Source organism: Sporosarcina sp. NCCP-2331, from assembly GCF_023707945.1.
GTDB classification, from domain to species: Bacteria; Bacillota; Bacilli; order Bacillales_A; family Planococcaceae; genus Sporosarcina; species Sporosarcina cascadiensis.
On the sequence record NZ_BRCD01000026.1, the window covers coordinates 20,910 to 43,784 of the forward strand.

Here is a 22,875-nt window from a genome sequence, read left to right on the forward strand (position 1 = left end):
GATAGTGGAAACACTCTTGCCTTACCTGAAAGCTGGAGGTGAATGAAATGCCAAACATTAAAGGTGCAATTAAACGCGTGAAACAAAGTAACGCTGCTAACGTGCAAAACTCACATGTGAAAGCTGCTATGCGTACAGCAATCCGTAAAGCGGACGCTGCGATCATCAGTGAAGATGAAAACGCACAAGCGCTTTTGAAGGATGCTGTAAAAAAAGTGGATACTGCTGCTCGTAAAGGTCTTATCCATAAAAACACTGCAGCTCGTCAAAAATCACGCTTAACTAAAAAAGCTCAATAATGAAATATTAAAAGACTGCCACTCATATGATGGCAGTCTTTTTTTATATTATTTGCGGAACATTTCATTGTGTTACAAACCATTCATCAAAAATAATTCCAAGCGCCGCTGCCGGTTGCCGCTCATCGTCTTAAGCTGCAGATCGATCGTCGCCAGATCATCCAGCGCTTTCATCAGAACAGTCATAGCCGGCAGACTTTTTTGCATCATCAATTTCACCCGGTACGGATGAATGTGAAGCGTCGTGGCAATTTGCTGTTGCTGATAGCCTTTCTTCCGCAGATTCACGATATGAATCATCAGCCGTACCTGACTGGCAATTAACGAAGAGAGCATAATCGGCTCTTCACCGTTGCGAAGCAAATCATGATAAACAGACAATGATTCCGCTCTCCTGTTATTGACGAATGAATCCGTCAGACGAAAAACATCCATTTCAGGTGTCCGCGGTACGAGCTGTTCAATAATATCCTCAGTAACCGTTCCGGAAAACGCCAGATACCCTGCTATTTTATCTATTTCAGTCGACAGCATCAATAGATCGGAACCAGCCATTTCAATGAGAAACGCCGCTTCTTTCTTATCGATAGTCACCCCTTTATCCCGGCTCTGCTGCATGATCCAAGTCGTCATATCCTGTCCTTGCAGCGCCACTGCCTCCAGCACCACTGCATGCTTTTTAATTTTTTTTGTAATCTTTTTACGGGCATCCAATTTCTCATACGGCGCCACAAACACAACGGTTGAAGTAGGAGATGGATTTTCCAGCCACTTTTCCAGCAGTTCCAGTTGATGCGGCTGCTTTTCCTTCGAATTATCCGTCGCTTTTAAAAAAGTACTGTTTTTCGCAACTATCAGTTTATGATCTACCAGAAAAGGCAATTCATCCGCTACTTCGAGCACCGTCTGTACCGGCACTTCTTCTAAATCAAAGCGATTCACTTCAGATGCAGTCATTCCCGGCACAGCACGGATCAGCCGTTTAACTGTCTCATCTATCAAATGCTGCTCTGTGCCCGTCAATAAATAGACCGGCTGCACATCGCCTTTCTCAATTTCATTCCAAATTTTTGTCACCATGATTTTCACCTCGACTATTTTATTAGTATATCGTAAAAACCTTTGAAGCAGATACATGAATTGTTCATCCACCATCATACTAAGCAGTAAAGGAGGTTTTTCAAAATGAATCGAAATAAAAAAGTTGCTGTAAAAAACTCCGGAAAGAAATTAAATGAAAAAGAAGAAATCTCACTGGAGCTTGCGGAACTGGATCACTTACAGCCAAAACAGCAGCCGATGACACCGAACCATCGGGAAAAGGCGGAAAAAGACAAATATTATTAAAATAACGGCAGCTTCCTTATCCATTCTTTGAACAAATTGTGTCATCGTTCATTGCGCGTCCATTAAACTGCGATTTTTATGGATTTTTAATTCACTTTCATCTATACTTAGTATGGAATTAGGAGGTGTAGCAATGAATGAATTTGAACATGATGTACAATCAAAGCGCAATGACGCGATTGATTCAGGCATCGGCTTTATCGTTTCGTTTATCGGTTTTTCAGCAATTTTTGTTATTGCTACGATTATCGATTTCGTCGCCCGCTAATTATTATCGGATAAAATAGACACAGCCGTTACCTATCGGCTGTGTCTATTTGTATTTCATACCCTAACGAGAAGACTGCAATGAATAAGAATCTTTATGTACCCGAATCTCGATGGTGCCATTTTCCGCAGTCGACAGATAGGGTATGCCGTACTCTTCAAAACGATCTGTCACTTCAGCATGCGGATGTCCATAACGGCTGTTGCGTCCTGCAGATATAATAGCAAGTTCCGGCATCAAGAAACGAATAAACGGCTCAGTACTTGATGTCTTACTGCCATGATGGCCTGCCTTTAAGATCACTCGTCCAAAATCTGCTCCCTTATAACTGCTCAGCAGCCGTTTTTCCCCATCCGTTTCAAGGTCTCCTGGAAAAACAAACGTCCATTCTCCTGCTTTCATCAGCAAAACCAATGAGCTGTCATTTCCTTCGTACGCTCTTTCGCTTGGGGCCACATACAGAAAATCATATGTACCTATCCGCCAATTGACTCCCTCACGGACAAGCTTTTGCGGAATCTTCTGCTCTACTGCCAGCCGCAGCACATCTTCCATCGTATCTTCCTGCTCACTGCCCGGCGGCATCTGGATTTCCTTTATTAGTAATTCTTCCAATACTTCATCTGCGCCTTCCATATGATCCAAGTCAGCATGTGTGATCATCAACTTGTCGATTGTAGTGATTCCTTTGGCCTTGAGATAGGGAACGATGATATTACGCCCGACTTCAAATGGTTTTTCAGGCGTCTTCCAATTCTTTTCACCGAAATGAACGACCCCGCCGGTATCGATTACATAGACAGCCTTGCGAAACGGCAGCTCAATTACTGTACTGTCCCCTTGCCCGACATCTACATACGAAATGATCACATCACGGTGAAGCAAAGGCTTAATTTCTAAAAATACAGCTGGAAGCAGCAAGCAGATGAGTCCAAATACGACCGACTTTTTCTTCTCAAGACAGACTAAAAAAATTAGAATTCCCGCAACTGCCGCTATACTTCCGATTCCGTCAGGCTGACCGGGCGTCCACATCTGAAAAGGAAAAGAAGCAAGCCATGAGGTAAAGCTGCCTATTGCAGCGCGAATCGGCTCATAGATACTGAATAACAGCCGGGCAGCAGGCGGCATGATAAAACTGCACGCAAGCAACAGTAGATTCGCAGGCAGAATGAAAACGGAATAAAGGGGTACGTAGAGAAGGTTGACAGCAAAGGAAGACAGCGATAATTCATAGAAATGGTACAGCAAAACTGGATAGAGTGCCACTTGCGTAATAACTGTTACTAAAAATGATACATGAAGGCCATTTTTAGCTTGTTGAAGAATCGCGGAAGAATAAAGCAAGGAAAAAGCCGCTAGATAAGATAACTGAAAACCCGGCTGAAATACGACATGCGGCTGCAGAATGATGAAACAGGCAGCACTTAACGCAAGCGCATCATCGAGTCTCAGCCGGAGTTTTCCAGAGACGGCCAGCAGCAAAATCATCGTAACGGATACGGCACGCCACACGGACGGCGCTCCCCCTGCAATACACGCATAGATCGGCAGAAACCCCAGAAGGAAATACGTCACCCACTCCCTGCGGAAACCCGCACGCAAAAGTATCGTTCGAATGAAAAATGTCAGCAGTCCGACATGCAGACCTGAGATGGCGAATAAATGCGTAATGCCAAGAGTTTGATACTGTTTCTGAAGCTCGCTGTCCATCCCCGAGCGGTCGCCGATTAACAGCGCTTCCGCTTCCGTAACAAGTGATGCAGGAAAGCGCTCAGAAATATGCTGTTTTAATTGATACCGGTAGTTTGATAAACGGCTGCGGACTGTTGAAACTTCTTCCACCGAGTGCAGTGCTGTAACTTCCAGAATACCGGCTGCCCCGTTCATACGCAGATAACGTTCCATATCAAATGCAAAGCGATGAGCAGCCGGTTCCAATTCTTTCTGCTCAAAATCAGCTGTAAATTGATAGGCTGCTAAGTTTATTGACTGGAATTTCTTTTTTTCACTCTCCGATTGTAGAGCATACATTAAATAAACTGTCGTGCCATCAGAAAGCCTGGCAAAACCTTTTATTTTACCGCCGTCAATTTTTACTTGGTCATTCCATTGAAAGGATGAAGCAGCAGTGACTGATAAAGGCGGGACAGCTTTGGAGAAATACATAAAAGAGGAACAGACGATGACTCCTGTTAACACAAGATGAACAGAATCTTTTCGCAAAATGAGGAAGGGTATGAGGAATAATAGATTAAGTAATAGAAGCGATTCCGAGATTTCCGCAGCAAACGCGGAAATGGCTATCGGAATCGCTGCATACATCCAACGTATCGATCGGATTATTTGCCAAATAAATCGTTCACCCTTTGCTGAAGGGCATCCAATTCTTCATCGTCGGCGCCAAGCGACTGCATCTTCACGAGCATTTCGCTGAACAGGGAGAACTTCCCTTCACTTGCGAAGTCGATGGAACGCTCATCAAACGGTATTTTTTCCACTTCTACGCCCGCCTGTGCAAAAAGCTCCAGCGCATATTCGCTGTTACGGTAGTCTTCCGCATAATTCACACGTTGGATGCCGGCCTGAATCAGCGCTTTACTGCATTGCAGACATGGAAAATGCGTCACATAAATCGTCGCATCCGTTACGGGAATTCCATATTTCGCACATTGCAGCAAGGCGTTCATTTCGGAATGGATTGTCCTGACGCAATGATTATCGACCACATAACAGCCATGCTCGATACAATGATCGCCGCCGGAGATTGATCCGTTATAGCCGCCTGCAATAATCCGCTGATCGCGCACTAAAATCGACCCGACAGACAGACGTGTGCATGTGCTGCGCATCGCCAGCAGATGACTTTGCGCCATGAAGAACTGGTCCCATGTAATTCGCTCCATACGGTTGCCTCCATCTATCAAAGCGTAATTAACGCTTCTAATTTTTCAAATGTTTTATCACCAATTCCTGAAACTTCTTTTAAGCCGTCCAGCTGGGAAAATGCCCCGTTCGCTTCACGGTATTTTACGATCGCTGTCGCTTTGGACGGACCGATACCCGGCAGTTGCTGGAATTCAGTTTCATTGGCCGTATTAATATTAATCAAGGCTGAATCAGAACCGTCGCCGCCAGCCGCAGCGGTTGAAGGCTGCTCGAACACCGGAGGCTCTTCTCCTGCGACGGGTACATAGACAACCGATTCATCCTGCAGTTTCTGGGCATGATTCAGCAGACGTGTATCTGCATCGTCTCTGTAGCCTCCCGCCTTCTCTACAGCGTCGTGGAGCCTGTCTCCTTCTGTCAATGAATAGAGACCCGGATGTTTCACCGCACCTTTGACATCGACTAAAATAGGCAACACAGCAACTTCTGACAATATTTCAGCAGGCGTTTCCATTTCTTCGGCCGGTTCTTCAATTGTTTCGAAAAGGGTTAGCCCTCGTTCTTCGGAAGTTATGTCCGCTTGTTCTCGGGGAAAGAACAGAACTGAGGATAATACAGCGATTGCTGCAATAGGAATGAGTAATTTACGCCATTGTTCGGTAAGGAATGAACGGATCATTCAAACATCCTTTCTTTCGGAACCGTATGGAGTCTTCCTAACTATACCCGATCGATTACAAATTTGGTAGTCTTATTTACGCACTTGAAAGAATATTCTTTCACTTTCTTCCGTTGGCGGCTCATCCTCCCAGTCAGCGAAAATCCGCTCAATATGAAAACCCGCTTCTTCAATCATCCGAATATAGTCGGGGACTGAAAAAGAACGCTGCATATGTACTTCGTCAAAACGAATGAAGCTGCCGTTCTCCTGGCGCACAAAAAAAGCCAGCTCCGAATATACCGAATGATCGTAATCCCCGGGAGACGTTTCCCAAATATACGCAGTGCCTCCGTTGTCATAGACAAAAGGGCCTTCAAGAAAAATTTCATCCATCTTGTATAACGAATGGACATCGAAAAGCAGCACGCCGTCTTTGACAAGCGCCTGGTAGACCCTGTTAAACGTCTCTTCCACATCTTTCTGTGAAATTACGTAATTCAGCGAATCAATCGAAATAACCGCCGCATCAAATTTCCCTTCCACGTCGAGCTTCTGCATAGGCTGTTCTTTAAACTGAATAGCCAGACCGAGCGAATCGGCACGGTGAGCAGCGACTTCGAGCATGTCACAGGACAGATCAACCCCTGTTACATAAGCCCCTCTTTTTGCAAGCATCGCAGATAACAAGCCGGTGCCGCAGCCGATATCAAGCACTTTTTTTCCGGAAACGCCAGCAGACGCCAAATCGAGAAGCTCGATATAGGCGTCATATGGAATATCATTCATTAGTTCATCATAAATATGGGCGAACTCAGTATAAGAAGAACTCATTGATCACTCGCCACGTCCAGCAGCGGTGCGTCTCCCCATAGTTTCTCCAAGTTATAGAACCCGCGCTCTTCTTTATGGAAGACGTGAACTACAACATCCAGAAGATCGACCAAAATCCAGCGGCCCGAATCAAAGCCCTCCATACGTTTAACTGTATAGCCTGCTTTTGATGCCTGATCAGCCGCTTCGCGTGCAATCGCCTGCACCTGGCGTTCAGAGTTTGCGTGGCAAATGATGAATTGGTCGGCAATTAACGAAATGCCCTCCATATTCAACACGACGATATCCTCCGCTTTTTTACTATCTACTGCTTGATAAGCTAATTCCAATAATGTTGGCATATTTCACTGTTCCTTTCTTCTCCGTACATGTTCATTATAACAGTCAAATGAATAAGGGAATATGACTGCGTACTGATGAACAAGAAATTTTACTGTATGCTGGATGCATTCGGTCATTTGGTCTTCAAGAGACTGGCCTTTTATACGTTCCCGCAATTCCTCGATACCCGGAAATTTTCTTCCTGGTTCTGTTAGGTCGGCAATATAAATGATTTTTTCCAAATTAGACATGCTTGCCCGCCCTGTCGTATGAAAACGAATCGCCTGAAGAATATCCTCATCATCTATGCCGTACCGCTCTTTCGCGAGCAATGCTCCGACCGGCGCGTGCCACAGCTCGGAGTGATATTGTGAATACAATTTGTATTCTTCATCCCGTTTCAAAAGTTCAAGCAACTCATCTTTATCCATAAACTTGGCGTAATCATGGAATAATCCCGCAATTTCCGCTTTTTCAACGGACACACCTGATTCTTTGGCCAACTCTTTGGCAGCCTCTGTTACACGCAGGATGTGCTCGTAGCGTGTTTGCGGCAGTCGCTGTTCCAGATCATTTCGTACTTGTTGAAGATCCATATAATCTCTCCTCTCGAATATAAGCCTCGACAGCAGGAGGAAGCAGCAGCTGCACTGTTCCTCCCTCAAGAAAGCGCCGGCGGATCAAAGTAGAAGATAAATCCAGCTGCGGAGTCTCTACCATACGGACAGGAATCTCTGAACGATTTTCGGCACCCGGACGTTTCACTCCGATAAATGTGATGATATCCAGTAAATCTGCAATCCGGTGCCAGCTCGGTAATTGATCGACCATATCCCCGCCGATAATGAAATAAAAATCATGCTGCGGTTCTTCCTGGACTAATCGGGACATCGTATCATACGTGTAGGATACACCGCCCCGCTCAATTTCAAAGGAAGACGCGCTCAGACTTTCTATTTCAGCCGTCGCCAATTTGACCATCCTCAGCCGCTGTTCCGCAGAAGCGTCTCCGGGAGCTGTTTTATGCGGCGGAACAGCTGTCGGCATTAAACGCACCTCATCCAGCTGCAAGGCGTACCGGACTTCATTGGCAATCAGCAGATGACCTGTATGCGGCGGATTGAATGTGCCGCCTAATATGCCGATTCGTTTCATCTGATTCTCCTTATGGTAATTGTATGCGTTTCTTCTCTTTCGATTCCCTATATAGAACAATCGTACTGCCGATGGTCTGTACTACTTCAATTCCTTTAAATGCACCAATTGTATCTGCAATTTCCGTCTTATCTTCTTCACAGTTTTGCAGAACGCTGACTTTCAGCAGTTCACGTGCTTCGAGCGCTTCGTCAATTTGATCCAGGATCGGTTCAGTCAAACCGCTTTTTCCAATTTGAAATAACGGCGTCAAATGATGAGCCTTGCTGCGCAAATATCTTTTTTGTTTACCTGTTAACATGTTTACCCGCCAACTTTCATTGTAATCGTATCTATCATTTTTTTCGTGTCTGGATAAATGCCCGTCCACTTCTCAAATGCAAGAGCACCTTGGTGAACAAACATACCGACACCGTTCATCGTGCGGGCGCCTGCCAGTCTTGCCGTCTGCAGAAATGCCGTTTCCAGTGGATTATAAATTATATCCGCCACTACTGCATTTTTAGCGACAGCTTTCGGATCAAGCGGCATTCCCGCCTGCGCAAAATTCATGCCGACGGAAGTAGTCTGCACGACCAGACCGAATTCACCAAGCCGCCGTTCCGCTTCTTCCGTTGAAATTACTTGTGTGCCGTCCATTTGAGAAGCAAGTTCCTCCGCTTTAGAGACGGTACGGTTCGTTACGTACAGCGGACCGTAGCCAGCTTCCCGCAAAGCAAATGCAATGCCCCTTGCAGCGCCGCCTGCGCCGATTACAAGTACAGGCCCTGTGACACGCTCCTGCGCCGTAAACTCTTCCAGTGACTTTACAAATCCTCTGCCGTCGGTATTGGCGCCGATCAGTCTTCCGCCTTCTGTACGATAAACGGTATTGACGGCTTCCATCCGTTCAGCCGAGCTATCAACTTCATCCAAGTAAGGAATGATGGCCTGTTTATGCGGCACCGTCACATTCCAGCCCCCGGAGCCAAGCGTACGCAAGCCGACAATCGCTTTTTCCAGCGTTTCTGCCTGCACATGGATCGGGATATAGGTTGCGTGGAGACCGGCTTCTTCAAACCACTGATCATGCATCACCGGTGACATCGATTGAGCGATTGGATCGCCTAACACAGCATACCAACTTTTCATCTTCATTCCCCCTTGCCGCTAGTCATCAAATTAATGACGGTCTGATCATTACATTGACGCCTTTAGGCGCGTGTACTGCAACTTGTACATTTTCATGCTGAATAGTGATCCAGCCTAAACCTGAAATCACGATATCTGTCTTCGCCTGCTTGATCGAAAACTCATGACGCACAAGCGGCGGAAGCGTTTCAAGCGAAGCTGCACTCGGAGGTGACAGCATTTCGCCTAGATGCTTGGCATATAGTTCATCCGCATTCGCCAGCTTTGTACGGTGAATCTGCAGGCCGTTTGCGACATACAGATTGAAAGAAGAACGGTCACCCCGGATAAAGTCAAAACGCGCCAGGCCGCCGATGAACAACGTCTGCTCCGCATTCAGCTGATAGACTTTCGGCTTCAGTTCTTTCTTCGGTGTAATGATTTTCAAATCTTCCGCATCCAGATCATGTGCAATCTGGTGTTCATTAATAATTCCGGGTGTATCTATTAAGGATTTACCGTCATCGAGCGGAATTTCCACTACATCAAGCGTTGTACCGGGAAAATAAGATGTGGTAATGACGTCCTGCATGCCCGTCGCATTCTTGATGATCCGGTTAATGAACGTGGATTTCCCAACATTCGTGCAGCCGACGACATAGACGTCTTTGCCTTTGCGGTATTTCTCGATCGCTTCCAGTGCTTCTTCCATGCCGTTGCCTTTGACAGCGGAAACAAGCAGGACATCAATCGGCTTCAGCCCTAATTTAGCCGCTTCGGTCTTCATCCAGTTCGTCAGGCGTTTCGGATTAAGTGCTTTCGGCAGAATATCTGACTTATTGCCAATCAATAAAATATCTTTCTTGCCGACAAAACGCTGAAGACCGTTGATCCAGCTGCCGTTGAAATCGAATATATCGACCACTTTGACAATCAGACCTTCTTTTTCACCGATTCCATTAAGAATCGCTAAAAAATCGTCTCCCGATAAAGAGACCGGCTGTAATTCATTATAATTCCGTAATTTAAAGCAGCGCTGGCAAATGACATCCTCTTTTTCGAGTGAAGACGGCGGTGCATAGCCTTCTGCCTTCTTATCTCCCGTCTGGATCGTAATACCGCACCCAATACACTTAATTGGTTCCAAATTCAGTCCTCCCACGTTATCAATCCTTTTCTCTTAAACCTTGCCATAATTCTCCGTTCAATCGCCCGATTGAATTTTGTGATCGGCGCATCCGAACTCGCTACCGGCACTACCAAAATCACGGACAGCCCCGCACGGTTTGCCCCTAAGACATCCGTCAGCAGCTGATCGCCAATCATGACGATTTGCTCTTTCGGCAAACCAAGTGTCCCAATAGCCTGCCGGAACGATTTCTTCAACGGCTTCCGCGCCTCACAGATATAGGGGATTCCGAGCGGATCACAAAAATGACTTACGCGCTCTATGTGATTATTTGATACGACCGTAATCTGCAGACCAGCCTTATGCATCTCATCAAACCAAGCCATAATATCCTCTGTGGCTTCTGCCCGGTCCCATTCAACCAATGTATTATCGAGATCCGTTATGATCCCCTTGATGCCATTTTCCACAAGCTGTTCCGGCTTGATGTGCAGCACCGACTTCACGTATGCGCTTGGCAAAAATTGTTTTAACACGTTATCCACTCCGCCCTACAACAAATTCTTGTCTGATTATAACATAGTTGCTTATACTGCACGCAATCCAATGACTGCTTTTGTAACTTTCTCATCGGGTGATAGGACGCCTGTTCTTCGCATATGCTGAACTATCAATATTCGGAGGTGGTCACATGAGCGGGTTTTTCATGGCCGTCATGCAACTGTGGTTAGAGATCCCCGCGTTAATCGGCTATATAAAAGGGCAGGCTTTTCTTCGTCCGCTGTCGAAAAAGGAAGAAGCCGATTGCCTGAGACGATTAGCAGAAGGCGATGTAAGTGCACGTGATGAACTGATTGAACACAATATGCGGCTGGTTGCCCATATCGTGAAAAAATTTCAGCCGAAACATGAGCTGCTCGATGATTATATTTCTATCGGTGCAATTGGACTCATGAAAGCTATTAACAGTTTTACGCCGGACCGGAAAACAAAACTGGCTACTTATGCTGCCCGCTGTATTGAAAATGAAATCCTCATGTATTTACGAACACAGAAAAAAGTTCAAAAAGATGTCTCCCTCTATGAACCCATCGGTCTCGACAAAGACGGCCAATCTTTAGAAATCGCAGACCTTCTCCAGACTGATGACATTCCGCCTCAAACCACCGTGGAGCAAAACGAACAAAAAGAGCGCTTGTATAAGCATCTGGGCAAGCTGGATGCCCGGGAACTGGAGATCATCCAGCGGCGTTACGGTTTGCTCGACGATCAACCCATGACTCAAAAAGAAATTGCAGAACAACTGAACATTTCCAGAAGCTATGTATCTCGCATCGAGAAAAGAGCAATCGTTAAACTATACCAATCTTTCAAACATGAATATCAGGGATAGGTCCAGTAAATCAAAAAGCGTTTCTGATGCGGGAGCCTTGGCCCCCGCCATCGGAAACGCTTTAGTTTTATCTGTCTTCAATCAGCTTTTACCTCACGTAAAATCACTGCAGCCAAAATAGCTGTAATTAAAAATACTCCACCCATTAAGAATCCCATTGAATGTCCCTCCTTTCAACAAAACTATCCTATGCTTTGTCTACCCTTTAATTTTACCATATAACAATTAGAGTTTCGATATGACACGCATAACTATCTGTGACGAATGTTTTGCTGCAAGCGGCAGGAACTCATCAAAACTGACAGATGATTCTTTCCCGGCTATATCAGACAATGCGCGAATCACAACAAACTTTGTTTGGAATTGATAACATACCTGCGCAACTGCAGCCGCTTCCATTTCCACAGCGATAACACGGGGGAAACGCTCTTTTACTTGCAGAACTTTTTGCGGGTCTGACATAAAAGTATCGGCCGAAGCAATTGTCCCTACAGCATGTTCGTATGTATCCAGCTCAACAACGGCTTCCCTTGCCAGGCCGATCAAGTTCTGGTCTGAAGGGAATGATGCAGGCAGTTGAGGCACCTGGCCGGGCTCATAGCCGAATGCCGTAACATCCACATCGTGATGCAGGACATAATCCGAGATCACCACAGTCCCGACTTCTAAATCGGGGTGCGTACCGCCTGCTGAACCAGTATTGAGGACAATATCCGGTTTATAGTTCTGCAGCAAGATGGCAGTCGCCATGGCCGCATTTACTTTACCGATGCCGCTCTTTGTTAAGATGACTTGGTGCTTGCCGACTTTTCCTTCAATAAATTCACAATTTCCGATGGCAGTTATTTTCCCCAGGCCAATTTCTCTGCGCAAGATTTCAACTTCTTCCTCCATTGCGCCGACGATAGCTATTTTCATTTGTTTTCGCTCCTTCAAAGTTCGGTTTCCTGATGAATCACATCACTTTGTTTCCAATGTATTAAGCACGTCCATTTTGACCGGTTTCCAGCCTTCGCCATCCACCCACTCCAGATAGACTTTGTATTTTTCAGACTTGTCCTTGCTGGAGACAATGCCCTCTGATTTCTGCGGGCCGCCGCCATTTTGGATACGCCAGAAAATCATTTGATCTTCAGATAAACCTGTCGCATAGGCTATTGCTTGTTTTTTCTCATTCCAGTCATCTGACTCGCCGTCGTATTTCGAGACATGTTCGCCTGTTTGTGAAGTTCCGACTGGTTTCCAATCCGAATCAATAACCGTTTCTTTTACATTATTGTCAGATGAGGGAGCGACAGTCACGGAATCACCGTCGTTATCTTCCAGTTTATCAGGATTATTTTCATTGACGATCTGTCCCTCAACATGCTCATCCATTTCATTTTCGTCAGCAGATTCTTTTTCTGGCGCATCTTCTTCTTTATCTTTTGCAACTTCGTCATTCGGTTCTTCAATAACGATCGGCTCTTTCGGTGCATTTTCTGTCTGGGACTCCTCTTTCGCTTCGTCTTTGCCATTGCCTGCAATATAGGTGACTCCAACGATTAGTATGAGAAGAATGACAACACCGATTAAGATATTCAATAACTTATCTTTTTTACCTTTTTTACGTGACATCCTTGAAAAACTGGGTTCTCGATCTGCCATACTTTGCATCTCCTTCTGCACGGTCTGCGCTCTTTTCCAATCAGACGTTTATGCGGGCCTGTTGGTTGCAAAATAAGCAATACCGCCTTCAGTGAGAAGACGGTACAGTTGTCATTTTATCTCGCGTATCTCTACTGACATTTCACCGCCGGGAGTAAGTATCTTCACTTTGTCACCTGTTTTGCGTCCGATTATCCCTTTAGCGATAGGAGAGTCATTCGAAATAAGTCCTTCGATTGGATTTGCTTCAGCAGATCCGACGATTGTGTATGTTTCTTCATCGCCGTCCGGGATTTCCTTGAATGTAACCGTTTTACCTAACTGCACTTCATCTGTGTTCTGTTCATCTTCCGTGATGATGACTGCATTGCGGATCATTGACTCCATTGAAGAAATCTTACCTTCCACGAATGCCTGGTCTTCTTTCGCCGAATCGTACTCTGAGTTCTCTGAAAGGTCACCATAACTGCGTGCAATCTTAATGCGCTCCACAACTTCTTTACGTTTTACTGTTTTAAGGTATTCTAGCTCTTCTTCTAATTTTTGTTTACCCGCAGCTGTCATCGGGAATTTTTTCTCTGAAACCATCTAACAACACTCCTCAAAATTTCTGTTCATAAAAAATACTATGCCACACCGCCGTTCGGTATGTGACATAGTGGAACTATTATTGTTCACATCTTACGCTACTTTCGGAAAGAATTGAACCAATGTGACTTTACGAATTATACATAATCCAGCAGCCGTCAGACAGGAGCTTTCGCTGAATTAATTTAAAATTATGTCATCATCATATTATACTTCTTCTTCAGAAGCAAGAATTGTTTTTATTTTGGTAACCATCAAATCAATGGCAACTGCATTTTCGCCGCCTTCGGGAATGATGATATTGGCATATTTTTTAGTCGGTTCGATAAACTGATTATGCATCGGCCGGACGACTGACAAATATTGCTCCACAACAGAATCTACGGTACGTCCGCGATCATTGATGTCACGCAAAATGCGACGAATGATCCGGATATCCGAATCGGTATCGACAAATAATTTGATATCCATCAAATTACGAAGACGTTCATCTTCCAGTGCTAGAATCCCTTCAAGAATTATTACATCCTGAGACTCCACCGTAATTGTTTCAGCCGAACGGGTATGAATCGTATAATCGTACGTCGGTTTTTGAATCGGCTTTCTGTCTAAAAGTTCTTCAATATGCCGAATCAATAAATCCGTGTCAAACGCCAAAGGATGATCATAGTTCGTCTGAAGACGCTCTTCGAACACTAAATGCGACTGGTCTCTGTAATAATCATCCTGCTCGATCACCACAACCGAATGGCCTTGGAACACTTCATGTATCTTTTTGGTGACACTTGTCTTACCGGAACCCGAACCTCCGGCAATCCCGATCACAACTGGTTTTTTCTTCACAGCTATTCTCCTTTATTGCCTGCTATTCCTTTTTCACCGCTATCAAAATACCGTCGCCAACGGGCAGAAGCGAAGTATCATATGCTTCATTGTCCATTGCCCACTGAGTAAATTTATGCAGATTACGAATCATCGTACGATTTCTCTTCGGCAAGTCTGCATCGTCAAGCAGTACCGCTCCATGCATAAACATATTATCGCAATAAATGACACCTTTCGCACAAATGAAAGGGCTGTATTTCTCAAAGAACTTCTGGTATTGCCCTTTTGCCGCATCGATGAACAGCGCATCAAACGATTCTTCCGGCAGTTTTTCAGTATCCAGTTCCAAGGCATCTTCATGAACAATCTGAATTCGTTCAGAGAGTCCGCTTCGTTCAATATGTTCCACTGCTTTCAAATAGCGCTCCTCATCGCGTTCAACTGTATAAATGAAGGCGTCTGGAAATGCTGCGGCTAAACGGATTGCTGAGTAACCAATTGCGCTGCCAATTTCAAGGATGCGCGCAGGCTGCTGGATTTGAAGCAGTCCGATCAGCGTATTCAGCCCCGCATCATCCATGATGGGAACATGAAATTCCTCGGCATACTGCTCCATCTCTTTTATCAGCTGCTCTTTATTTTCTGCAAAACGGCTGATATAGGCATGATAATCCGTCATACAAATTCCCCTTTAAAAGAAAAATTCTTATTTATTCTGGCTGTCGATATACTCTGCTTTATTCTTTAAATGTTCATCATAAGTCTTTGCAAAATGATTCACGCCATCTTTATCCGCCAAGAAGAATAAATATTTCGTTTCAGAAGGCTCTACAGCCGCCTGCAGTGAAGCAGCCCCTGCGTTTGCAATCGGTCCCGGCGGCAGCCCTTTGTTCTGATACGTATTATAGGCATCTTCTACTTTCAAGTCTTCATTCAGAACACGGTCTTTATGCTCACCGAGCGCATATAAAACGGTCGGATCCGTCTGCAATGGCATGCCTTCTTCTATTCGATTATAGAATACGCTCGCAATCGTCTCACGGTCCGCCTTGCTGGTCGCTTCTTTTTCCAGCAATGAAGCAAACGTCAGAAGCCAGTGCGGCGTTTTTTCATTCTCTTCTAAATACCCTTGGAAAGGAATAATATTCTGCACGGTCCCTTCCACCATTACATCAACGATCGCTTCTACAGAAGGATTGTCTTCATAGAATGGATAAGTGGCCGGAAATAAGTAGCCCTCCAGTGCATAGCGCACATTTTCTTGCTGCACTTCATCTGTCACGACCTCAGGATATTTCATTATATATCGCTGAACAGCTTCGTCACTGGTCACAAATTTCATGAATTCTTCAGCAGTCACTGATGTTTTATCCGCTGTTCTCTTTGCGATCTGATCGAGTGTCAGGCCTTCCGGGATCGTCAGAGTAAACGCAGGCGTCCTGTATACTACACCTGTTTTCAGGCTCTGAATCAGTTCATCCGGTGTCATCGCCTGCGTCAAGCCGTACTTCCCCGCTTGAAAATCTGATTCATTATTTACTTTTGCATAGTATTTAAAGATCCGGGCGTTTTTAATAATGCCTTTTTCTTCAAGTCTTTCTGAGATAATATCTAATCCAGAACCAATTGGAATTTCCACTTCTACAATCTTTTCCGAGTCTGGATCAACTGGCTTCAGTGCACTTTTTATGTATGTATAGATTGAGAAGCTGCCGATGATTCCAACAGCCAAAATGACTGCAACGATCCAAAATACAATTTTTCGAACTGTTCTCACTTCTTCCTTTTGTTCAAGCATGCGTTGAAACATTACTTCCTTTTTACGCTGGGGCTCTTTTTCCATTCGGCACACCTCTTTTTCCCTCGCTGAACCCGTTAATTTACAGGGATGTGAAAAAAGACGGAACGGTCCGCACCATTCCGTCCGTCACATCATTTTTTCTTACTCTTCTTCTTCATCAAGGAACGTATTCAGCACTTCTTCGATCATGTCCCACTCTTCGTCTGATTCGATCTCCAGCAACGAGCCGCCTTCTTCGCCCTCTTCAGTCGGAATGAAAGCAGACGCGTGGATTTCAACTTCCTCGTCATCGTCTACTTCTTCTCCGTCCAAAATGTGATAAAGCACGTAAGATCTTTCATATTCCTTCGAATCAAATGTTAAGATCACTTCACAAACATGCTCTTCACCATTCTCATCTACGATTGTCATTGTTTCTTGTCCATGTTCCATTCTGATCACCTCTAAAATTTTTTTGAATCCAGGTAGCCCTGTAATATCATAACAGCTGCCATCTTATCAATCACGGATTTACGCTTTTTACGGCTGACATCCGCTTCAATCAGCACGCGCTCGGCAGCCATTGTCGTCAAACGCTCGTCCCACAGAATTGCAGGCAGGCCAAACTTCTCACGCAGTTTCTCCGCATAGTTCTCCGAAGCCTCTCCGCGAGGGCCGATCGTATTATTCATATTTTTCGGATAGCCGACCACAAATTCCTGGACTTCATATTCCTTTGTCAGTTCTTCAACCCGTTTCAGGCCAAAATTACCGGCACTTTCATCAATCTTGATGGTTTCAATACCTTGAGCTGTCCAGCCGAAACTGTCGCTAATTGCGATGCCGACAGTTTTCGTGCCGACATCCAATCCCATTATTCTCATTTGGTCAGGCCTCTATTCTCTCGAATGTAGAACTTTACCAATTCCTCGAGAATTTCATCTCGTTCTAACTTTCGTATTAAACTGCGAGCGTCTTCATGGCGCGGAATATAGGCAGGATCGCCAGACAGCAGATAGCCGACAATCTGGTTGATCGGGTTATAGCCTTTTTCCTCCAGTGCCTTGTAAACATGGAGCATGACCGACTTTACTTCTTCTTCCATTGATTCTTCCGGAAAGTTGAACTTCATCGTTTCATCAGATGAACTCATACTCGACACCCCGCTTTCCTGTTTCCGTTATGTGTATAGTAAACAATCGTTCTTCTGTTTTGCAGAAAATCACACTGCTTACTGTCAGTATATTGACTGATGCGAACAGAAAAAAATTGTCTGATTCGATTAAACAGATTTTACATAATCATACACGGATTGCAGCGCATCATCAAGTTTAGTTGCGTCTTTCGCTCCGGCCATTGCCATATCCGGACGACCGCCGCCTTTTCCGTCGCATAGTGACGCAACATGGCTGACGATTTTCCCTGCATGGTAGCCGCTGTTTTGCAGGTCATTTGTAACGCCTGCCGCTAGCATAACTTTACCGCCTGTGACTGTTCCTAATACAATAACGCCTTTTGCAGTCTTTTGTTTCAATTCATCAATTAATTGGCGAAGACCATTATTATCTTTCACTTCAACATGCGCGGAAATAACCGTGACGTCTTCGACTTGGCGTGCAGTTTCCATGACATCTGCCAATTGGCTGTTGCCCATTTTTGCAGCCAGCGATTCATTTTCCCGCTGAAGATCTTTAAATTCCGCCAGAATGGATTCCACTTTCGTCACCACGTTTTTCGGTGTCGCTTTTGCAGCGGATGCAACTTGTTCGATCGTGTGCTGATCGTCTTTAAACGATTTAAAGGCCTGTCCCCCTGTGAAAGCTTCGATTCGGCGCGTACCTGCTCCTATACCGCCTTCAGACAGAATCTTGAAGACGTTAATTTCAGCAGTATTACTGACGTGGCAGCCTCCGCATAATTCGATGGAGTAGTCGCCGACTTGAACTACACGTACGATGTCTCCATATTTTTCGCCGAACAATGCCATGGCGCCCATCTCTTTTGCTTCCGCGATCGGAGCGAGTGACGTCTGTACAGGAGTGCTTGCCCAAATTTGTTCATTGACTTGGTATTCAATGCGTTCGAGCTCGTCCTTCGTAACTTGTCCGAAGTGTGAGAAGTCGAAACGCAAACGGTCAGGTCCGACATAAGACCCCGCTTGATTCACATGCTCACCCAGTACATCTTTCAGCGCACGGTGCAATAAGTGAGTAGCCGTATGGTTCTTAACTGTCAGACTGCGCGCATAGGCATTCACCTTCGCCATCACTGCAGCGCCTTCATTCATCTCACCGGAATTGATATAGACCGTATGAAGGTTTTGGCCGTTCGGTGCTTTTTGAACATCTTGAATTTCCGCTGTGAACGATTCATTCGTCAAGGTTCCTTTATCAGCGATCTGTCCGCCGCTTTCTGCATAGAAAGGTGTCTGGTTCAAAATAACCTGTACTGTCTCTCCTTCTGACGCGTGCGAAATCAGCTGGCCATCCTTCAGCAAAACAATAATGGAAGCATCCGTCTGCATTTGCTGATAGCCAATAAATTCACTCGGCTGGTGAATGTCGCCAAGCACACCCGACTGCACGTGCATGGAATCCGTGTCCGCTCTTGCTGCACGCGCACGGTTCCGCTGTGCCGCCATTTCTTCGTCGAATCCGATGCGGTCAACCGCTACATTTTCTTCCAGCGCAAATTCTTCTGTCAGTTCGAATGGAAAACCATAGGTGTCATATAACTTAAATGCATCGCTTCCCGAAACAAGCGGCACTTCAGACACTTTTGCTTTCTCGATAATCGTAGAAAGAATTGCCATTCCATCATGCAGTGTTTCGTGGAAACGGTCTTCTTCATTTTTCACAACTTTCATGATAAATGCCTGTTTATCATTTACTTCCGGATAGAAATCTTTCATGACATCTCCGACAATTGGGACCAGCATATACATGAACGGCTTTTCGATTCCAAGCTGCTTAGCGAAGCGGACTGCTCTTCTTAACAGACGGCGCAGTACGTACCCGCGGCCCTCATTGGATGGCAGTGCCCCGTCACCGATTGCGAATGCGACAGTACGAATGTGATCCGCAATGACTTTGAATGCCGTATCTGCTTCCGCTGTTTCGCCATACTTTCTGCCTGAAACGTTTTCAACCGCTTCGATGATTGGCAAGAACAGATCTGTATCGAAGTTTGTCGGCACATCCTGGATAACGGAAGCCATCCGCTCAAGCCCCATCCCTGTATCGATGTTCTTTTTCGGAAGCGGTGTATACGTATGGTCCGGATTGTGATTGAACTCAGAGAATACCAAGTTCCAGATTTCCAGATACCGGTCGTTTTCTCCGCCTGGATACAGTTCCGGATCAGAAAAGTCATTGCCGTATGAAGCTCCGCGGTCATAGAAGATTTCGGAGTTCGGTCCGCTTGGGCCTTCGCCGATATCCCAGAAGTTTCCTTCCAGCCGGATTATGCGTTCAACTGGAATACCGATCCGGTCTTTCCAGATCGTATAGGCTTCTTCGTCTTCCGGATGAATCGTGACAGCAAGCAATTCCGGATCAAAACCAATCCATTGTTCATTTGTCAGGAAATCCCACGCACGAATAATCGCTTCCTCTTTGAAGTAATCACCGATTGAAAAATTCCCGAGCATTTCAAAGAACGTATGGTGGCGTGCTGTGTAGCCGACATTTTCAATGTCATTCGTACGGATTGATTTCTGTGCGTTTGCAATTCTTGGATTCTCAGGAATGACCCGTCCATCGAAATATTTCTTCAATGTTGCGACACCGCTGTTAATCCATAATAATGAAGGATCATCAACCGGTACTAATGCAGCTGATGGTTCTACATTATGTCCGTGCTCTTTAAAATAGTCTAAAAATAGTTGGCGAATTTCAGATGCCGTAAGTTTTTTCATCGTATACTCCTCCTAAAAATTAAAAAAACTCCCCCCCTTAAATAAAGGGGCGAAGGTTTCATTGATCGCGGTACCACCCTAATTACCGCTATATGCGGTATCTCGAGTTGCTTTAACGCAGCAAGACGGCAGGGATTAGCTACAACTTAGGAATAGCGTTCCTCCAGTTTCCGTGCGAGCTTTTTCAGCCTGGAAGCTCTTTTCTTTTGCACTGGATACTGGAGTACTCGTTCCTTCAACGTTTTTCGATATTTCTAAACGAATTATAGGAAAGTTCTCCCGCTTTGTCAATCAGTCACCTAAAGAAATTGGAGAGGTGTGACATCCGACATGCCAATCATCGGATCTACGGTGCGGAAGTTATCCATCGTCAGCTTAGCAGGTCCGGCTTCCACGAAAAGTTCTGCCGGCTGTTCTGCCGCAGTTTCTTCTCTCACTGCCGGGGCCGGCTCTTCCATTTCCTCTATCATACCTGAAATTCGTTCCTTCAACGTCGTTTGGCGTTCGGTTTCGTCAGTCCGCTCAATACCCGCCTTGAATTCCTCGGCTTCACCGCATAAAATCAAGAAGTTTTTCGCACGTGTAATTCCTGTATAAAGTAAATTTCGGCGAAGCATTTTTCGTTGACTGCGAACAATGGGCATTACGACAATCGGAAATTCGCTTCCTTGCGATTTATGGATGGAACAGCAGTAAGCCAGTGTAATTTGATTGAGGTCGCCTCGCTCATAAGTCACTTCATTGCCGTCATAAGACACGACGAGTATCGCTTTTTTATCGGTTGTCTCTTTGGCCAGCATAATCGCCACGACTTCTCCCATATCCCCATTAAATACGTTGCTTTCCGGCTGGTTGACGAGCTGCAGCACTTTATCTCCCACACGGTAGGTCGTTTCACCGAAAGTCATTTCTTTTCTGCCGTGGGCCGGCGGATTGGTGATTTCCTGAATCATTTTATTCAGTCCGTCAATGCCTGCAGGTCCTTTATACATTGGCGCAAGCACTTGGATATCCTTAATGGAATGGCCTTTCGACAACGCACTTTGAATAATCTGTTTCACTGCAGGCAAAATCTGCTCGCTGGAAGCACGGATGAATGAGCGGTCTGACGTTTTTTTCGACACATCCATCGACCATTTCTTCTGCTTGATCATATGCGCCATTTCAATAATGGTGGATCCTTCGCTCTGCCGGAAAATATCGGTCAGCTCGACGACAGGTATCTCACCAGACTGCATGAAATCGTGCAGTACCTGACCTGGACCGACGGAAGGCAACTGATCCTGATCACCTACAAATAAAAGTTGTGCGTCATCGCGCACTGCTTTCAGCAATTGGTGCATCAGCCACGTATCGACCATGGACGTTTCATCAATGATGATAAGATTGCCGTCGACTTCGCGCTCCGTCTCCTCTTCCGATTCCTGACCGGTAAAACCGAGCAGCCGATGGATCGTCATCGCCGGCAGACCGGTCGCTTCCGACATACGCTTGGCTGCACGCCCAGTCGGTGCTGCCAGAATTATTGGAAACGGTTCTTTTTTGCGGACATATTCCTCGAGATCGAGTGAAAGACCATGCAGTTCCGCATAGGCTTCCACTAACCCTCTGATCACAGTCGTTTTACCTGTTCCCGGTCCGCCTGTCAGTACTAGCAGTGAAGAATGCAGCGCTTTTTCAATCGCTTCTACCTGCGTTTCCGCATATTGCACTCCCAGACGCTCTTCAATTTCACCAATTGCTTTGCGGATTTCAGATGCGGGAAACTGTTCATCTACTTCATTTTCCAGAATACGATGAACTTTCGCCGCAATTCCCAATTCCGAAAAATATAGCGACGGCAAATAAAGCCGCTGTTTTTCAGCAGACAGCGTCCCTTCTTCCACCAGTTCGATGACAGCCTGCGAAAGCGAATCATAGGAAATTTGATACGGCTGGCTTGTCTCCAATAATTGCTTAGCCTGGGGTAAAATTGTTTCCGCTTCCACGTAGACATGTCCTGCAGACTGGACTTCATTATGTACAGAGTAATAGACGGCTGCTTTGATGCGCGCGGGGTGATCGCCGACTAACCCTAATTGCTGAGCGAGATCATCCGCCCGCTGAAAGCCGATTCCTTCGATTTCCTTAATCAAACGATACGGATTCTCCGAAAGAATTTCAATCGCATCGTCTTGATACAGCTGATAGATCCGCATCGCCACCTGAGGACCGAAACCCCATTCATTGAGCTGAACCATTGTCCTCTCTAACCCTAAGTTTTCCTGCAGAACTGCAACTAGTGTATCTTTCCGTTCGTCACTCAACCGCGGAATTTGATCCAGCACCGACCGATCCTCTAAAATTTTCTGGATGACGTTGTTACCGAGTGTCTTTACAATATCACTAGCCGTCTTTTTGCCGATACCAGGAAATAAATCTCCTGACAAATAGTGGACCAGCCCGGCTTCAGTTGCCGGCAGCTCCTTGGCAAACGTCTGGACATCAAACTGCTGGCCATGCACGGGGTGATTCACCAGTCTGCCGGTGAATTTATAATCTTCTTCAGGAATTAAAGGAGGGAAGGAGCCTTTAATGACGATTTCTTTATCACGGTAATCGGTATTAGTGGAAGTGACTTTCATTTTCACAATGGAAAATAGATTTGTCGAGTTATGGAAAATCGTTACGACTGGTCTGCCAATCAAATACTGTTCCTCTTCATTCGTCATAAGGC

Annotated in this window: 27 protein-coding genes; 4 read left to right on the forward strand and 23 right to left on the reverse strand. The window is 45.5% G+C overall.

What is annotated here, in order from left to right; translation table 11 throughout:
* Positions 1–47 precede the first annotated feature (47 nt).
* Positions 48–299, forward strand: a complete 252-nt coding sequence (gene rpsT / locus NCCP2331_RS14300; protein ID WP_251671542.1) for a 30S ribosomal protein S20 — start codon at positions 48–50, stop codon at positions 297–299.
* A 72-nt stretch (positions 300–371) separates the two neighbouring features.
* Here rpsT and holA read toward each other — a convergent pair whose 3' ends face one another.
* Positions 372–1,379 (reverse strand): DNA polymerase III subunit delta, encoded by a 1,008-nt coding sequence (gene holA, locus NCCP2331_RS14305; RefSeq protein WP_251671544.1) that lies wholly within the window; start codon positions 1,377–1,379, stop codon positions 372–374.
* A 105-nt stretch (positions 1,380–1,484) separates the two neighbouring features.
* On the opposite strand from holA, the gene NCCP2331_RS14310 reads away from it, so the two are divergent.
* Positions 1,485–1,646 (forward strand): hypothetical protein, encoded by a 162-nt coding sequence (locus NCCP2331_RS14310; protein ID WP_251671546.1) that lies wholly within the window; start codon positions 1,485–1,487, stop codon positions 1,644–1,646.
* A 133-nt stretch (positions 1,647–1,779) separates the two neighbouring features.
* Entirely contained in the window at positions 1,780–1,914 is a 135-nt protein-coding gene (locus NCCP2331_RS14315) for a YqzM family protein (protein WP_251671548.1), read from the forward strand.
* 63 nt (positions 1,915–1,977) lie between these two features.
* Here the strand turns inward: NCCP2331_RS14315 and NCCP2331_RS14320 are convergent, their stop codons facing one another.
* The 11 genes from NCCP2331_RS14320 to NCCP2331_RS14370 all read right to left on the reverse strand — a co-directional run bounded on the left by NCCP2331_RS14320 (position 1,978) and on the right by NCCP2331_RS14370 (position 10,546).
* Positions 1,978–4,239: a DNA internalization-related competence protein ComEC/Rec2 gene (locus NCCP2331_RS14320; RefSeq protein WP_251671550.1), complete on the reverse strand. Its 2,262-nt coding sequence runs from the start codon at positions 4,237–4,239 to the stop codon at positions 1,978–1,980.
* 17 nt (positions 4,240–4,256) lie between these two features.
* Positions 4,257–4,820 (reverse strand): ComE operon protein 2, encoded by a 564-nt coding sequence (locus tag NCCP2331_RS14325; RefSeq protein WP_251671552.1) that lies wholly within the window; start codon positions 4,818–4,820, stop codon positions 4,257–4,259.
* A gap of 17 nt (positions 4,821–4,837) precedes the next feature.
* Positions 4,838–5,482, reverse strand: coding sequence for a helix-hairpin-helix domain-containing protein (locus tag NCCP2331_RS14330; protein ID WP_251671554.1), 645 nt, complete (start codon positions 5,480–5,482; stop codon positions 4,838–4,840).
* A gap of 72 nt (positions 5,483–5,554) precedes the next feature.
* Positions 5,555–6,295 (reverse strand): class I SAM-dependent DNA methyltransferase, encoded by a 741-nt coding sequence (locus NCCP2331_RS14335; protein WP_251671556.1) that lies wholly within the window; start codon positions 6,293–6,295, stop codon positions 5,555–5,557.
* Positions 6,292–6,636 carry a ribosome silencing factor gene (gene rsfS / locus NCCP2331_RS14340; protein ID WP_153722277.1) on the reverse strand — a complete coding sequence of 115 codons (345 nt, stop codon included), beginning with the start codon at positions 6,634–6,636 and terminating at the stop codon, positions 6,292–6,294. The genes NCCP2331_RS14335 and rsfS overlap by 4 nt, the downstream gene beginning before the upstream one ends.
* A 3-nt stretch (positions 6,637–6,639) precedes the next feature.
* A complete protein-coding gene (yqeK, locus tag NCCP2331_RS14345; protein WP_251671558.1) occupies positions 6,640–7,212 on the reverse strand; it encodes a bis(5'-nucleosyl)-tetraphosphatase (symmetrical) YqeK in 573 nt (190 codons plus the stop codon).
* Positions 7,187–7,771: a nicotinate-nucleotide adenylyltransferase gene (locus NCCP2331_RS14350; protein ID WP_251671560.1), complete on the reverse strand. Its 585-nt coding sequence runs from the start codon at positions 7,769–7,771 to the stop codon at positions 7,187–7,189. The genes yqeK and NCCP2331_RS14350 overlap by 26 nt, the downstream gene beginning before the upstream one ends.
* Positions 7,772–7,781: 10 nt before the next feature.
* Positions 7,782–8,072, reverse strand: a complete 291-nt coding sequence (yhbY, locus tag NCCP2331_RS14355; protein ID WP_153722274.1) for a ribosome assembly RNA-binding protein YhbY — start codon at positions 8,070–8,072, stop codon at positions 7,782–7,784.
* Between the two features lie 2 nt (positions 8,073–8,074).
* Complete coding sequence (gene aroE, locus NCCP2331_RS14360) at positions 8,075–8,902, reverse strand: shikimate dehydrogenase (protein WP_251671562.1); 828 nt, start codon at positions 8,900–8,902, stop codon at positions 8,075–8,077.
* 25 nt (positions 8,903–8,927) lie between these two features.
* On the reverse strand, positions 8,928–10,028 hold the full coding sequence (gene yqeH, locus NCCP2331_RS14365; RefSeq protein WP_251671564.1) for a ribosome biogenesis GTPase YqeH: 1,101 nt from the start codon (positions 10,026–10,028) through the stop codon (positions 8,928–8,930).
* Positions 10,029–10,030: 2 nt separating this feature from the next.
* Complete coding sequence (locus tag NCCP2331_RS14370; RefSeq protein WP_251671566.1) at positions 10,031–10,546, reverse strand: YqeG family HAD IIIA-type phosphatase; 516 nt, start codon at positions 10,544–10,546, stop codon at positions 10,031–10,033.
* A 155-nt stretch (positions 10,547–10,701) separates the two neighbouring features.
* Between NCCP2331_RS14370 and sigK the strand changes: the two genes are divergently transcribed.
* A complete protein-coding gene (gene sigK, locus NCCP2331_RS14375) occupies positions 10,702–11,403 on the forward strand; it encodes an RNA polymerase sporulation sigma factor SigK (RefSeq protein ID WP_153722271.1) in 702 nt (233 codons plus the stop codon).
* 225 nt (positions 11,404–11,628) lie between these two features.
* On the opposite strand, the gene mtnN is transcribed toward sigK, so the two are convergent.
* From mtnN to recD2, 11 genes are all read right to left on the reverse strand, one after another.
* Positions 11,629–12,321, reverse strand: coding sequence for a 5'-methylthioadenosine/S-adenosylhomocysteine nucleosidase (gene mtnN, locus NCCP2331_RS14380; RefSeq protein WP_251671568.1), 693 nt, complete (start codon positions 12,319–12,321; stop codon positions 11,629–11,631).
* A gap of 42 nt (positions 12,322–12,363) precedes the next feature.
* On the reverse strand, positions 12,364–13,050 hold the full coding sequence (locus tag NCCP2331_RS14385; protein ID WP_194841127.1) for a DUF1510 family protein: 687 nt from the start codon (positions 13,048–13,050) through the stop codon (positions 12,364–12,366).
* A gap of 111 nt (positions 13,051–13,161) precedes the next feature.
* Entirely contained in the window at positions 13,162–13,638 is a 477-nt protein-coding gene (greA, locus tag NCCP2331_RS14390; protein ID WP_153722268.1) for a transcription elongation factor GreA, read from the reverse strand.
* A gap of 207 nt (positions 13,639–13,845) precedes the next feature.
* A complete protein-coding gene (udk, locus tag NCCP2331_RS14395) occupies positions 13,846–14,481 on the reverse strand; it encodes a uridine kinase (RefSeq protein ID WP_251671570.1) in 636 nt (211 codons plus the stop codon).
* 22 nt (positions 14,482–14,503) lie between these two features.
* Positions 14,504–15,142, reverse strand: a complete 639-nt coding sequence (locus NCCP2331_RS14400; RefSeq protein WP_153723527.1) for an O-methyltransferase — start codon at positions 15,140–15,142, stop codon at positions 14,504–14,506.
* A gap of 27 nt (positions 15,143–15,169) precedes the next feature.
* Positions 15,170–16,306 (reverse strand): endolytic transglycosylase MltG, encoded by a 1,137-nt coding sequence (gene mltG, locus NCCP2331_RS14405; RefSeq protein WP_153723528.1) that lies wholly within the window; start codon positions 16,304–16,306, stop codon positions 15,170–15,172.
* Positions 16,307–16,405: 99 nt separating this feature from the next.
* Entirely contained in the window at positions 16,406–16,696 is a 291-nt protein-coding gene (locus NCCP2331_RS14410) for a DUF1292 domain-containing protein (protein ID WP_153723529.1), read from the reverse strand.
* Positions 16,697–16,707: 11 nt separating this feature from the next.
* Positions 16,708–17,127, reverse strand: a complete 420-nt coding sequence (gene ruvX, locus NCCP2331_RS14415) for a Holliday junction resolvase RuvX (RefSeq protein WP_153723530.1) — start codon at positions 17,125–17,127, stop codon at positions 16,708–16,710.
* The gene (locus tag NCCP2331_RS14420; protein WP_153723531.1) at positions 17,124–17,396 is read right to left on the reverse strand and encodes an IreB family regulatory phosphoprotein; all 273 of its coding nucleotides are present in this window, start codon (positions 17,394–17,396) and stop codon (positions 17,124–17,126) included. Before NCCP2331_RS14420 ends, ruvX begins: the two co-directional genes overlap by 4 nt.
* A 129-nt stretch (positions 17,397–17,525) precedes the next feature.
* Positions 17,526–20,159 carry an alanine--tRNA ligase gene (gene alaS / locus NCCP2331_RS14425; RefSeq protein ID WP_153723532.1) on the reverse strand — a complete coding sequence of 878 codons (2,634 nt, stop codon included), beginning with the start codon at positions 20,157–20,159 and terminating at the stop codon, positions 17,526–17,528.
* A 299-nt stretch (positions 20,160–20,458) separates the two neighbouring features.
* Positions 20,459–22,870, reverse strand: a complete 2,412-nt coding sequence (gene recD2, locus NCCP2331_RS14430) for an SF1B family DNA helicase RecD2 (RefSeq protein WP_153723533.1) — start codon at positions 22,868–22,870, stop codon at positions 20,459–20,461.
* Positions 22,871–22,875 lie beyond the last annotated feature (5 nt).